General features: G+C 46.9%; 12 protein-coding genes and 10 tRNA genes. 5 read left to right on the top strand and 17 right to left on the bottom strand.

All coding sequences use genetic code 11. From position 1 onward, the window contains the following. Positions 1-3: 3 nt before the first annotated feature. The 3 genes from AC2Q9J_RS15690 to AC2Q9J_RS15700 form a co-directional block, all read right to left on the bottom strand. A complete protein-coding gene (locus AC2Q9J_RS15690; protein ID WP_499041425.1) occupies positions 4-1119 on the bottom strand; it encodes a GAF domain-containing sensor histidine kinase in 1116 nt (371 codons plus the stop codon). A gap of 103 nt (positions 1120-1222) precedes the next feature. Further along, a complete protein-coding gene (locus AC2Q9J_RS15695) occupies positions 1223-2926 on the bottom strand; it encodes a phospho-sugar mutase (protein ID WP_499041427.1) in 1704 nt (567 codons plus the stop codon). Between the two features lie 121 nt (positions 2927-3047). Next, complete coding sequence (locus AC2Q9J_RS15700; RefSeq protein ID WP_499041429.1) at positions 3048-4592, bottom strand: GNAT family N-acetyltransferase; 1545 nt, start codon at positions 4590-4592, stop codon at positions 3048-3050. Positions 4593-4723: 131 nt separating this feature from the next. On the opposite strand from AC2Q9J_RS15700, the gene AC2Q9J_RS15705 reads away from it, so the two are divergent. Genes AC2Q9J_RS15705 through AC2Q9J_RS15715 form a run of 3 tightly spaced genes read left to right on the top strand, consistent with a single transcriptional unit; the run spans position 4724 to position 6521 of the window. After that, a complete protein-coding gene (locus AC2Q9J_RS15705; RefSeq protein WP_499041431.1) occupies positions 4724-5149 on the top strand; it encodes a disulfide oxidoreductase in 426 nt (141 codons plus the stop codon). Position 5150: 1 nt separating this feature from the next. Then, positions 5151-5621, top strand: a complete 471-nt coding sequence (locus tag AC2Q9J_RS15710) for a thioredoxin family protein (protein ID WP_499041432.1) — start codon at positions 5151-5153, stop codon at positions 5619-5621. 54 nt (positions 5622-5675) lie between these two features. Continuing rightward, positions 5676-6521, top strand: a complete 846-nt coding sequence (locus AC2Q9J_RS15715) for an RluA family pseudouridine synthase (RefSeq protein WP_499041434.1) — start codon at positions 5676-5678, stop codon at positions 6519-6521. 42 nt (positions 6522-6563) lie between these two features. Here the strand turns inward: AC2Q9J_RS15715 and AC2Q9J_RS15720 are convergent, their stop codons facing one another. From AC2Q9J_RS15720 to queG, 4 genes are all read right to left on the bottom strand, one after another. Then, the gene (locus AC2Q9J_RS15720; protein WP_499041436.1) at positions 6564-7394 is read right to left on the bottom strand and encodes an aldo/keto reductase; all 831 of its coding nucleotides are present in this window, start codon (positions 7392-7394) and stop codon (positions 6564-6566) included. A gap of 112 nt (positions 7395-7506) precedes the next feature. Then, the gene (locus AC2Q9J_RS15725; protein WP_499041448.1) at positions 7507-7806 is read right to left on the bottom strand and encodes a hypothetical protein; all 300 of its coding nucleotides are present in this window, start codon (positions 7804-7806) and stop codon (positions 7507-7509) included. A gap of 337 nt (positions 7807-8143) precedes the next feature. Then, positions 8144-8617 carry a tRNA (uridine(34)/cytosine(34)/5-carboxymethylaminomethyluridine(34)-2'-O)-methyltransferase TrmL gene (gene trmL / locus AC2Q9J_RS15730; RefSeq protein WP_499041438.1) on the bottom strand — a complete coding sequence of 158 codons (474 nt, stop codon included), beginning with the start codon at positions 8615-8617 and terminating at the stop codon, positions 8144-8146. Between the two features lie 9 nt (positions 8618-8626). Further along, positions 8627-9772 (bottom strand): tRNA epoxyqueuosine(34) reductase QueG, encoded by a 1146-nt coding sequence (queG, locus tag AC2Q9J_RS15735; protein ID WP_499041440.1) that lies wholly within the window; start codon positions 9770-9772, stop codon positions 8627-8629. Positions 9773-9839: 67 nt separating this feature from the next. Between queG and AC2Q9J_RS15740 the strand changes: the two genes are divergently transcribed. Further along, positions 9840-10502 (top strand): B3/B4 domain-containing protein, encoded by a 663-nt coding sequence (locus AC2Q9J_RS15740; protein ID WP_499041442.1) that lies wholly within the window; start codon positions 9840-9842, stop codon positions 10500-10502. Positions 10503-10604: 102 nt separating this feature from the next. Continuing rightward, a complete protein-coding gene (locus AC2Q9J_RS15745; RefSeq protein ID WP_499041443.1) occupies positions 10605-11651 on the top strand; it encodes a C45 family autoproteolytic acyltransferase/hydrolase in 1047 nt (348 codons plus the stop codon). 95 nt (positions 11652-11746) lie between these two features. Here the strand turns inward: AC2Q9J_RS15745 and AC2Q9J_RS15750 are convergent. The 10 genes from AC2Q9J_RS15750 to AC2Q9J_RS15795 form a co-directional block, all read right to left on the bottom strand. Next, a tRNA-Leu gene (locus AC2Q9J_RS15750) sits at positions 11747-11830 on the bottom strand. A 9-nt stretch (positions 11831-11839) separates the two neighbouring features. Further along, a tRNA-Cys gene (locus AC2Q9J_RS15755) sits at positions 11840-11913 on the bottom strand. 6 nt (positions 11914-11919) lie between these two features. Continuing rightward, a tRNA-Gly gene (locus AC2Q9J_RS15760) sits at positions 11920-11994 on the bottom strand. Between the two features lie 7 nt (positions 11995-12001). Then, positions 12002-12073: transfer RNA gene (locus AC2Q9J_RS15765), tRNA-Gln, on the bottom strand. A 9-nt stretch (positions 12074-12082) separates the two neighbouring features. Further along, positions 12083-12158 (bottom strand) — tRNA-His (locus AC2Q9J_RS15770). 42 nt (positions 12159-12200) lie between these two features. Next, positions 12201-12276: transfer RNA gene (locus AC2Q9J_RS15775), tRNA-His, on the bottom strand. Between the two features lie 22 nt (positions 12277-12298). Beyond that, positions 12299-12372, bottom strand: a tRNA-Trp gene (locus AC2Q9J_RS15780). A gap of 6 nt (positions 12373-12378) precedes the next feature. After that, positions 12379-12462: transfer RNA gene (locus tag AC2Q9J_RS15785), tRNA-Tyr, on the bottom strand. Positions 12463-12465: 3 nt separating this feature from the next. Further along, positions 12466-12541: transfer RNA gene (locus AC2Q9J_RS15790), tRNA-Thr, on the bottom strand. Positions 12542-12561: 20 nt separating this feature from the next. After that, positions 12562-12637, bottom strand: a tRNA-Phe gene (locus AC2Q9J_RS15795).

Below are 12637 nucleotides of genomic sequence, written 5' to 3' on the forward strand. Positions count from 1 at the left end.
TCCCTAATAAGGAATCCTTACGAGAATTTCCGTCCCTTTATTCATTGCGCTGGACCATTCCACTGTGCCGCCTTCGGATTTTGCCCGTTCCTTCATGCTCAGCATGCCGATTGATGGGATATACAGTTTTTCGTCCATCACAAATCCTCTGCCTTCATCTTTCAACACAAGAAGCACGTCCGTCTGGGTAACCGACAGGAACAATTGTCCCCGGTCTGTACCAGCATGTTTCCGGATATTATTCAGTGCTTCCTGCGCAATGCGGAATAAAGTCTCTTCGATTCTTGAAGGAAGCTGGATGACGCCGTTCACTTTCGTTTCAAGCTCCAAACCAAGCATCTCAGCATAGCCTTTTATCCCTTCGAGCAAGCCGCTCTCGAGTCCTTTCGGACGCAATTGCCAGATCAGCGCCCGCATTTCATTTAACGCTTCCTGTGTCAGGTGCTGAATATCACTGAATGTTTCCCGGATTGCCGGCTCTTCCGACATTTCCACGCCGCCTCTTGCGGTCAGCGTTACGGAAAACAGTAATTGATTGACTGAATCATGGAGATCACGGGCCAGTCTATTGCGTTCGGTCACCAACGCCAGTTCCTTTTCCTGCTTGGTCAGACCGATGCGTTTGATGGCAGAGCCGATCTGAAAAGCGACGGATTCCAGCAACGCCAGTTCATCTGCAGAAAAACGCTCCCGGTCAGGCGCCGCAATATTCAGCAAGCCGAACCTTTCTGCTCCGGATTGCAGCGGCACCGTCGCGTGATGCGTAATATTACCATGGTCTCCGGTCTTTTCCGCTATTGAATTCTCGATCCGCTGGCAGGCGATGATATTGGATGCTTTCTCCAAATCGCCATCGTGATACCTTTTAACACACCAGCAGCCGCCTTTTTGAAGATGGCGGCAATCGTCTTCCTCCAGCGCCGAAGGAAGATTCGCTTGGGCCATGAGCCTGTGCTTTCCTTCTCCGTCTATAAAGAAAATCCATGCCGTTTCAAAATTCGAACCGTTCAACAGCTTCCGGATAGCTCCCGTCAGCATACGTTCCATATCCGTTTCCTCATTCAGAAGTTCTGCAATTTCCTTAAGCAGAATTACATTGGAATGTTCGCTCAGTTCCATGTTTTTCACCCCATCACCATTACTCCAACCATACCTCTTTACACGCCTTTTGCGCCTCATAATTTCGAATGAGAAAAGCTCCCTTATTAAGGGAGCCCTTCAGTTATCTATTATTCACTGCATCAAGGAATGATTCCTTGATCAATTCCAGTTTTTCATCACTTTCCTGCTCCGTCTCCCCTTTGACACTGAAGTAAAATTTCACTTTCGGCTCCGTGCCACTAGGGCGAAGGCATACCCAAGATCCGTCTTCCAGGAAATATTTCAGAACGTTAGCCTGTGGCAATTCGATCTTTTCACTCTTATCCAAATCCGTAAAAATACGATTCTGAGTTTCGTAATCCTCTATTGAAGCTACTGCAATTCCTGCGATGGACTGCAGCGGGTTCTGACGCATGCCGCTCAACAGCGACTGGATTTCCCGCGCACCATCCGCCCCTTTTTTCGTTACCGATACCAGCTCTTCCCGGTACCAGCCGTGGCGATTGTATAACTCGAGCAGCACATCGTGCAGGTTTTTTCCCTGCGTCTTATAATACGCAGCCGCTTCAACGAGAAGCAGCACCGATTGCACCGCATCTTTGTCGCGTGCAAAATCGCGGATCAAATAGCCATAGCTTTCTTCATAGCCAAACAAAAATTCGAATTCTCCTGTGCTGTCATTCTCTCTCAGCTTTTCGCCGATGAATTTAAAGCCCGTCAAGACGTCAGTGGTTTTGACTCCGTATGAATCACCCACCGCACGGCCGAATTCGGATGTTACGATCGTTTTGAAAATACGCCCGTTGTCAGGAAGTTCACCTTTTGCTTTTTTCTGGCTCAATAAATATTCTATCAGGATGGCGCCTGTTTGATTGCCGGACAGCAATTCGTAATGCTCGCCGTTTGTTACCGCGATTCCGACGCGATCTCCGTCAGGATCCACTGCGATCAATAAATCAGCACCGGCTTCTTTACCGTATTTTTTCGCCAATTCGAATGCTTCCGCTTCTTCTGGATTAGGAGACGTTACAGTCGGAAACTCACCATTAGGTTCCATCTGTTCCGCAACATAAGTGACATCCGTGTAGCCTGCTTTTTCAAGCAGTTGCTGCACAGTTGCTCCGGATGCGCCGTGAAGCGGCGTGAAGACCGCCTGAATCGGTGACGCTGTTTGCTGCTCACGGACCGTCAAAGCATTTGTCAGATACGCCTGGTCTACAGTATCGCCGACTGTCACTAACAATTCAGGTTTAAAGCGTTCATTGACAATCGTCAATTCATCTTCCACCTTGCTGACGAATTCGATGACGCGATCCGCGTCTTCAAGATTCAATTGCGCGCCGTCTTCCCCGTATACTTTATAGCCATTGTATTCCGGCGGGTTATGGCTTGCCGTGATGACTACGCCCATAAACGCGTGCAAGTAGCGGACGCTGAAAGACAATTGCGGCGTCGTGCGCGTACCGTTATACAAATACGTGTGGATTCCGTTTGAAGCAAACGTTTTAGCGGCTTCTTCCGCAAATTCGGGTGACATGCGGCGGCTGTCATAGGCAATAACGATTCCTCTTGCCATCGCTTCATCCCCGTTTGACTTTATGTAATCGGCGATGCCCTGTGAGGCCTTGCGCACCGTGTAAACGTTCATGCGGTTTGTCCCCGGCCCAATTTCCCCCCTCATACCACCTGTGCCGAAAGTGAGATCCTGGTAAAATGCGTCTTCCGCCAATTTTTCGTCTTCTTTCAATAGATTCAGTGATTTTCTTGTTTCTTCATCCAGCCCTTCGTGATCCAGCCAGCGTTTAATCCGATCTTTCCAATTCATAATGAACCCTCCATCCATAATACGTACAAGTTGTTCAGTCTATTTCCAGTTTACCAAAAATGAAGAAAAAAAACCGCCTCCATCAGGAAGCGGTCCAGGAATTTCACTTTATTGACTGAATTTAATCTTTCTTATACTCGACGCGGTAGACATCATGTCTGCGGTCTTTCAATTGTTTAACGGTGCCGTTCTGGCGCTGGCGGCGTAGGATTTCCAAATCCACATCCCCGATCAGGACCATTTCAAGATTGGCATTTGTTTCGCCAACAATGCCGTCACGTGCATATTCAAAATCGGACGGAGCAAAAATGGCCGATTGGGCATATTGGATATCCATATTCTCGGTTTGCGGCAAGTTGCCGACAGTACCTGAAATAACGGTATAGATCTGATTTTCCACAGCCCGTGCCTGTGCACAATAACGGACGCGCAAATAGCCTTGGCGATCTTCTGTACAGAATGGCGAGAAGATGATGTTCGCTCCCATATCTGTTGCGATGCGCGCAAGTTCCGGGAATTCGATGTCATAACAAATCTGGATGGCGATTTTGCCGCAATCCGTATCGAATACGCGGACTGAATCCCCTGCAGAAATCCCCCACCACTTCCGCTCATTGGGCGTGATGTGGATTTTATACTGCTTATCGATTGAGCCGTCGCGACGGAACAGGTAAGCGATATTGTAGATTTCATCGTCTTCTTCTTTCACGAAATGGGAACCGCCGATTATATTGACGTTATAGCGGACCGCGAGATCGGTGAAAAGTTCAATATACTGAGGTGTATATTCCGTCAGTTTTCTTACAGCCTGGCTCGGCGATGGTTCGTTAAGGAACGACATCAGCTGAGTCGTGAAGATTTCAGGGAAAACAACAAAATCCGAATGGGCATCAGATGCCACATCGACAAAGTACTCCACCTGGTTCGCCAAGTCATCAAACGACTCAATGGCGCGCATCAGGTATTGAACGACACAAATACGAACCGGCAGGCTCGTCTTGAAATGCCGTTTTGAAACGGGTTTGTAATCGACGTTATTCCATTCCATCAATGTCGCATATTTTCCGGAAGCTTTATCATCCCGCAGGTAATTCGGGTTGATGCGCATCAGCTGGAAACCGTTCATTAATTGGAAAGTAAGTACAGGATCGTAGATTTTATGTCGGGATACCGCATCCACATATTCACGAGGCGACATTTCTTCCGCATGCTTATGATAATTTGGAATCCGCCCGCCGATGATGATCGATTTCAGGTTCAGCTCACGCGCCAACTCTTTTCGTGCTTCATAAAGCCGCTGGCCGACCTGCATGCGGCGGTACTCCGGATGCACCATAACTTCAATGCCATACATATTATAGCCGTCCTGGTTATGGTTCGTAATATAACCGCCATCTGTGACATCGTCCCAGGTATGGCGGTCGTCGTATTCATCGAAATTTATCAATAGACTTGAACAGGAGCCAATTACTTTGCCGTCCAGTTCCGCTACCAGCTGGCCTTGGGGAAATACGCCCAAATGGCTTCTTAACTGTTCCTCTTCCCATGGTTCCATGCCCGGAAAACATAAACGCTGCATCTCTAGAATGGCATTTATATCAGCATAGGTCATCTCACGGATGATCATGCTTTTTTCAAAATGGGATAAATCGAATTGTTCTGCCACTTTAGCCACTCCTTCACAAAAGTATCACATCTTATTATATAGGATATACACAGAGGTTAATATTATTTTACTTGCCCCAGCTAAAGAATTATAATTCTATAGTAGCTATTTAACAAGAGAGGACCTGCCATATGACGAAAATTCAAGAAAATCTTTTGCTTGGCATCTGGGCGACAGCATTGATAGCCACTGCCGGTTCCCTTTATTTTTCAGAGATCCGCGGCTATATTCCTTGCGAGCTTTGCTGGATCCAGCGTATTTTCATGTATCCTCTGGTCATCGTTGTCGGAGTGGCTTATTTTCAAAAGAATGCCAGAATCGCTCTTACCTCGCTGATCATCTCAGGCATCGGCGGTTTGATTTCCCTGTATCACTATGGAATTCAAAAATTGGCCTTTCTTTCTGAGTCCGCCCCTTCATGCGGTCAGGTTCCCTGCACAGGCCAGTACATCAATTATTTCGGCTTTATCACCATTCCATTTTTAGCGCTTATCGCATTCATTTTAATTGCTGGAATGAGTATTTATTTGCTGAAAACAATCAAGGAGGAAAACTAAATTGAAAAAAATGCTTATCATCGGCGGCGTTGTTCTCGCCATTTTCGCTTTGATCATTGTTCTTACACAAATGTCCCAAAATGAAAAATTGGCAAACAACCCATACGATACGGATGATTTAGACCCGGCTACCATCGACCAGTTGGATGATGAAAATTATCAGAACATCGCCTTGCCGGATGAAGTTGCTGAACAGATTGAAAGCGGCGAACCGACTACGGTTTATTTCTTCAGCCCGACATGTGTGCATTGCCAGAACACCACACCTATTTTGATGCCGGTTGCTGAAGATATGGATGTAGACGTCCTGCAATACAATCTGTTAGAGTATGAACAGGGCTGGACAGATTATTTCATCGAAGCGACACCGACGCTTGTCCATTATGAAAACGGCGAAGAAGTTTCACGCTGGGTTGGCGCACAGCCAAAAGAGAATATCGAGGAATTTTTCACAGAAGTCGTTAAAAAATAACTGACAAGAGAGCAATGTGCAATGCGCATGCTCTTTTTTTATGGAGGAAACAAAATGAGCTGGAATTACGAAATCAAAGATGACGGCATGACCGTCGAAGAATTGCTGCGCACTGAATGGGGCCTCGGCAAGAAAGTTGTTCATGAGCTGCGTATGGCGAAATCCGTTAAGAACGATAAATTTCAGGAAGTCGTTTGGAAAGAACCACTTACGAAAGGAACGGTACTGCAATTCGACCTGCCGAAAGCGGATTCGCCTTACGAACCCAACCACGACATCGAATTGCCTGTGCTCTTCGAAGACGAACATTTCCTGATTGCCCAAAAGCCAAAAGGCATGAACACGCACCCCAATGAAATCGGACAAAATGACACATTCATCAATGCCGTCATCGGCCACATCATCCGCGGCGGCGGGTCATACGGCGAACACGTCCATAGGCTCGACCAGGGGACTTCTGGGCTGTTGATGGTAGCGAAGCACCCCGTAGCGAAAAACATCCTGGACCGCATGCTGGAACAGAAACAATTGGTACGCGATTACGAGGCTGTCGTTAAAGGCAAAGTGCACAATAAATCCGGTACTATCGACTTCGCCATCGGCCGCGACCGGCATCATCCAACACGCCGTATGGTATCACCAACAGGCCAAAGCGCTGTTACGCATTATAAATTGCTACGCCATATGGAAGGCAAGTCGCTTTTGCAGCTGTCACTTGAAACTGGCCGGACGCATCAGATCCGGACCCACCTTTCCCACATCGGACATCCGATCATCGGCGATGAATTATACGTCGGACCGCCGACGCAGGACGGCGCCTATCATCTGCACGCGTTCCGGATGTCGTTTATCCATCCGTTCACTGATGAGAAAATTGTCGTGGAAGATAAAGCGAGATAACAAGAAAAGAAGTTCCCTATTAAAATAAGGGAACTTCTTTTCTTATGCTTTGATATCATCTGGATTCGTACCCGTTCTCCAATCTTGGTTCAAGCCGTCAATCGCGTTTATTTCTTCCGCTGCCAGAGAAAAGTCATAGACGTCGGCATTTTCCACGATGCGGGATGGCGTCACCGATTTCGGAATAACGATGAGGTCATTCTGTAAATGCCAGCGGATGATTACCTGTGCAATTGTCTTATTGTGCTTAGCTGCAATTTCCGCCAGTACGGCGTCATCCAGCAAACGGCCACGTGCAAGCGGCGACCAGGAAGTCACCGCAATTTCCTGCTGCGCACAGAATTCGCGCAGCGGCTCCTGTGTCAATTGGGGATGCAACTCAATCTGATTGACCATCGGCTTTGTATTCGCTTTTGCCAGGATCCGTTCCAAATGCGGCTGATGATGGTTCGACACGCCGATTGACCGCACCAGCTTTTCATCATATAGCCGCTGGATCGCCCGGTATGTGTCTTCGTATTTCCCCGGCACTGCCCAATGTGTCAGATAAAGATCCAAATAATCAAACCCGAGTCGCTCCAGAGACGCTTCAAAAGCGCGAAGCGTCTGGTCATAACCTTGATCCGTATTCCACACTTTTGAAGTGATGAACAAATCTTCCCGTTTCACAGACGCGTTTCGAACCGCTTCCCCGACTTCCTGTTCATTTTCATAAACGGTTGCCGTGTCGATCGCTTTGTAGCCGGCATCAATTGCGGCGATCATTGCGTTGACCGCCTCTTCCTTGTCCGTCATTTTATAGACGCCCAAACCGAATCGCGGCATCTCCACTCCATTATGTAATGTTTTTGTTGAATTGATCGTCAAATTCATTCCACTCACCCTTTCTTCTTTTATTGTACAGAATTCAATACTACATTTTCGAGTTTAAACTCCAAACTGAAATAAACGCACAAAAAAAACCGCCATTTCAGGCGGTTATAGTTTAGATGCGCGGGCGGCTGGCAACAGCTGCGTTGATGAATAGCACGATTGCGCTAAGCAAGTGCAATGCCCAACCGATAAGCGGAATCCAGGCCAACAAACTTGTGATTAAGCCCAGAATTGGTCCGGATTTCGGCGAGTATTCACGGAAACAGAAGAATAATGTTACGGCGTGAAGAACGAACATGAAACCAAGTGCCGCGTACCCTGTGCTGATGACGAACGACCCGCCAAGAAACGGAATGGCAAGGAATCCTTCTGCAATCGCTGATACCCACAGCAATGCAGCTGAAATTTTCATTTTCATTAATAATCAACCTTTCCTTCTAGTTATTTTCACTACCTTAGTATACGAATGAAACCCGAATCAGTTTCAATAGTTTCCAAAAAATTTGAACCGACAGAAAATCTCCATATTTCAATAAGGACTTATATTTCATTTTTCCCTACTTTCCGCTATACTAAACTAAGATGCATATTTCAAGGAGGTCGTTATAAATGAACTTAATCCTTATTCTAGGCGTTTGTGTTGCTTTCCTTGCAGCTATTTTCACTGCTGGATACGACGACAAACCAGGTACTTATGATAAAGAATAGCATTGAAAAAGGACAGCGGATAAATTTCCGCTGTCCTTTTTTTATTCGAGTCCCGGATACCCCTGCTGCCTCAATGCTTCATACATGAGAATTGCAGCGGTATTGGAAAGATTCAAGGAACGGATATTATCATTCATCGGAATCCGCAGGCAATGATCCGGATTCGCTTCAAGCAATTCCGGCGGCAAACCTTTCGTCTCCTGGCCGAACACGAAGAAATGATCTTTTTCTTGATCCGAAAAATCGAATGTCGTATGCGGTTTGGAACCGAATTTTGTAATGTAATAAAACTCACCATCCGGATAACTGTCAAACAGCTCCTGCAAAGAATCATGATACGTCAAATCCACATGCTCCCAATAATCCAGTCCTGCACGTTTCAACATTTTATCATCCGTTGAAAATCCAAGCGGCCGGACCAAATGCAATCTGACTCCTGTTCCGGCGCACGAACGTGCGATATTTCCTGTATTCGCCGGTATCAACGGCTGATATAAAACAATATTAATGGCCACTCTCTTCACTTATCCTTTCGATTCTTCAGTAAAAAATGCCAATCCTTTTTGAATTTCCTCCAGCACTTCACTGTCTGTTTCCCGCTCTTCCGCCTTTTTCAAAGCATGCAGTCCTTCAGCCGTGCCAATCTTACCGATTGCCCAGGCTGCTGTACCGCGTATGACCGGACGTTCATCCGATTCCAGCAAATCGATCAATGCCGGCACAGCGCTTACTTCCTTGAAATGCGCCAAAGCCAGTATCGCATTGCGCTGGATCGGCTTTTTCCCTCTCCATGATCCGGATACATATCCGAATTTTCCTTTGAACTCCCGGTTTGATATTTTCAATAAAGGCTCAAGCAATGGCTTGGCTATTTCCGGATCAGGTTCAAATTCGGTATGGATCTGATTCGCTTTACGTTTGTTTTTCGGACAAACCGTTTGGCACGTGTCACAGCCATACAGTCGATTACCGATTTTCGAACGGAATTCATCCGGCAGAAAGCCTTTCGTCTGCGTTAAAAAAGAAATGCAGCGCTGGGCGTTCAACTGCCCGCCTTCCACAATGGCCCCTGTCGGACAGGTATCGATGCACAGCCGGCAGTCGCCGCATTGATCTTCCATCGGTTCATTCAACGTAAATGGGATATTGGTGATCATTTCTCCCAGATAGACATAAGAGCCAAATTCCGGCGTAATGATATTGGTGTTCTTCGCACTCCAACCGATTCCCGCGCGTTCAGCGACAGCACGGTCGGATAATTCTCCAGTATCCACCATTGAACGCATCCGTGCATCCGGATAATGCGAGGCGATGAAAGCTTCCAGCAAAGTCAGCCGCTCACGCAAAGCTGAATGATAATCTTTTCCCCAAGATGAACGGGAAAATATCCCGCGCCTTGCTCCCTTTGTCCCTTGCGGTGCGTCATTCATCTTCGAGGGATAAGCGATCGCGATAGCAATAATTGTAACGGCTTCTTCCAATAATAGCTCCGGATGCGTGCGTTTTTCGACATCCGACTCTTCAAAACCTGACTGATACTGCAGCTGCTGCTGCCGTATCAATTGATGCTTCAAATTAAAGAATGGTTCCGCTGAAGCAAAACCGATTTTATCTATTCCGATTTCCGAGGCATAAGCAACGAGCTCTTTTTGAAATTGTTCAAGATTCATGCTGATAACCCCTTCATTGAATATATGATACGATAATATATATAGCTAATGCGAAAGGATGAGTGCAGTGGAAACAACAGTCGATCCCCGTATTTCTGAAATTCTTTCTGACTTTAAAGTTGGAATCATTCATTATAACAATATCACCGTTTCCGATTCTCCTCAAATGTTAAAAGGCCGTCTCCAGCTTTTCCAGGAACAATTATTCTTCGACCTGGAAGATAAAGAGCTGAGCGACTATCCAGGACTGCTCGAATGGAAAGTAAACTGGAAAGCGCTTGGCGCGGACCCGAATCGCTACCGCCCTTCGGCAGAAGCACTCTTCCGCAGAGTCAAGAAACAAAATTATCTCACACCAGTCCATTCCGGTGTCGATATGAATAACTTTCTTTCGCTTCAATATGAAATTCCGCTGGGACTATACGATGCCGATAAAATTGAAGGCGATGTCACGATAACAATCGGAACCGACAATGATCAATATGAAGGCATCAATAACCGCCTGAATACTTTATCCAATATACTTATCACAAAAGACCAGCATGGCGCATTCGGCAGCCCTTACGTAGATTCAAAACGGACAGCTGTAACCGCACAGACCACAAACGCGTTGCATATCTTTTATCTGCGCCCTTCGATGGACCGTGATACAGCACTCGAACTTCTCGCAGCCGCTGCCAATATGTTTACAGGCATCAACGGCGGAGACGCAGATTTTTATGTCATCTGACACTATGCCTGAGCCAGTTAACGCTGCTCAGGCATATTTCTTTTCGTGCAGCGCTTACATGCAGTACACTCGGATTAATCTGAATAAAAGAGGGATCTGACTTTGAAACCTATCTATACTGATGTAATCCAATTCCGGGGAAGCCATTACGATTTCGGTTATATGCAGGGATTGAAACTAAAAGATTCACTTATCCTTCCAAATCGCCGCAAACAATTTGGCACCTCAAACCGACATTTGATGATCAACGAAAAAGAAGCGAGAGATATGCTTCTCACATATGCCCCTAGAGTATGGGATGAAATTAACGGCCTGGCGGATGCGCTCGGCTGGAACATGCATGATGCAATCCGCGAATTTGGCGGTTATTACCTGGAATACACAAGAAGTGGCTGCTCTATATTAACCGGCCCTGATTTCATGGTCCGTAATTACGACAGTTCTCCGCAGGGATACGAAGGAAGATTTGCGCTTTACCAGCCGACTGACGGCGGCTATGCAACAATTGGCCCTACCATGCAAATAACAGGGCGCACCGATGGGCTCAACGAAAAAGGCTTGTCTATGGGTTATAATTTCATTAATCGCCGAAACTCGGAGGATGGTTTTATCTGTAATATGATTGGCCGTCTTATCCTCGAAAACTGTGCCGATGTCAGTGAAGCGATCGAACTCTTGGAAGAACTGCCTCACCGTCGTTCATTCAGTTATGTTCTATTGGACCGCAGTGGCAGATCAGTTGTAGTAGAAGCCTCTCCTCGATCGGTTGTCGTCCGGGAAGCTTCTGTATCAACCAACCATTTTGAATTGCTGACAGAAGAAAACCGTTATCAATCAGACGACTCAAAGCGTCGTGAGCAAGCTCTATTGACTCATAAAAAACAATCTGAGGACGCCTATAGTGCTTTTAGGCTTCTAAATGATTTGGACAGTGGTGTGTTCTCTATGAAGTACAGTACCGCATCCGGAACCCTGCATACCGCTTCCTATTTCCCACATAGTCTCGAAGTGGGTTTTGCTCTTGGACCTGATCGCCTTCCATTAATGATGGATTTCCAAAAATGGATTGAAGGTGAACGATTATATGCAAAACGCATCAATGGAAAAATAGATACCCACCTGCCTTTTGCGCATATGTCGGAAATGTAGTTAGTGAATTCATTGCATATCAAGATAGAAAAAAGCCCTGACTATTGGTGTCAGGGCTTTTTTTCGGCTTACCGCTTGGCATACAGTAAGGATAATACCGGCGGTCGGGGTCGAACCGACACTCCCGTGAAGGAACGGGATTTTGAGTCCCGCGCGTCTGCCAATTCCGCCACGCCGGCAAAATATAATGGAGGCGGCAACCGGACTCGAACCGGTGATAAGGGTGTTGCAGACCCATGCCTTACCACTTGGCTATGCCGCCAATTTTTGGAGCGGAAGACGGGGGTCGAACCCGCGACCTCCACCTTGGCAAGGTGGCGTTCTACCACTGAACTACTTCCGCATTAAAGCTGGGGTACCTGGATTCGAACCAGGGCATGACGGGATCAAAACCCGTTGCCTTACCGCTTGGCTATACCCCAATAATAAGATGGGGCGGACGAGGGGAATTGAACCCCCGAATGCCGGAATCACAATCCGGTGCGTTAACCACTTCGCCACGACCGCCACGTTATTATTTTATAAGTGCATTAAATTATGAATGATAAATGGGGCGGACGAGGGGAATTGAACCCCCGAGTGCCGGAATCACAATCCGGTGCGTTAACCACTTCGCCACGACCGCCAAAATAGAATTTTTATAAAAATGGCAGGGGCAGTAGGAATCGAACCCACATCGGAGGTTTTGGAGACCTCTGTTCTACCGTTAAACTATGCCCCTAAAAACTGGTGGTGGGGGGCAGATTCGAACTGCCGAACCCGAAGGAGCGGATTTACAGTCCGCCGCGTTTAGCCACTTCGCTACCCCACCCTGTGGTGCCGGAGAAAGGACTTGAACCCTCAACCTACTGATTACAAGTCAGTTGCTCTACCAGTTGAGCTACTCCGGCATGGAGAAATTTTAAAAATATGGTGGGTCAGGACGGAATCGAACCGCCGACACTTAGAGCTTCAATCTAATGCTCTACCAACTGAGCTACTGACCC

This window comes from Planococcus sp. RAB007_Raresut, assembly GCF_057369535.1.

Bases quoted from the DNA above. Each gene is read 5' to 3' on its own strand.
- AC2Q9J_RS15690 (WP_499041425.1), bottom strand. From the start codon at position 1,119: ATGGAACTGAGCGAACATTCCAATGTAATTCTGCTTAAGGAAATTGCA.
- queG (WP_499041440.1), bottom strand. From the start codon at position 9,772: ATGAATCTTGAACAATTTCAAAAAGAGCTCGTTGCTTATGCCTCGGAA.
- AC2Q9J_RS15720 (WP_499041436.1), bottom strand. From the start codon at position 7,394: ATGAATTTGACGATCAATTCAACAAAAACATTACATAATGGAGTGGAG.
- AC2Q9J_RS15705 (WP_499041431.1), top strand. From the start codon at position 4,724: ATGACGAAAATTCAAGAAAATCTTTTGCTTGGCATCTGGGCGACAGCA.
- AC2Q9J_RS15725 (WP_499041448.1), bottom strand. From the start codon at position 7,806: ATGAAAATTTCAGCTGCATTGCTGTGGGTATCAGCGATTGCAGAAGGA.
- AC2Q9J_RS15695 (WP_499041427.1), bottom strand. From the start codon at position 2,926: ATGAATTGGAAAGATCGGATTAAACGCTGGCTGGATCACGAAGGGCTG.
- AC2Q9J_RS15715 (WP_499041434.1), top strand. From the start codon at position 5,676: ATGAGCTGGAATTACGAAATCAAAGATGACGGCATGACCGTCGAAGAA.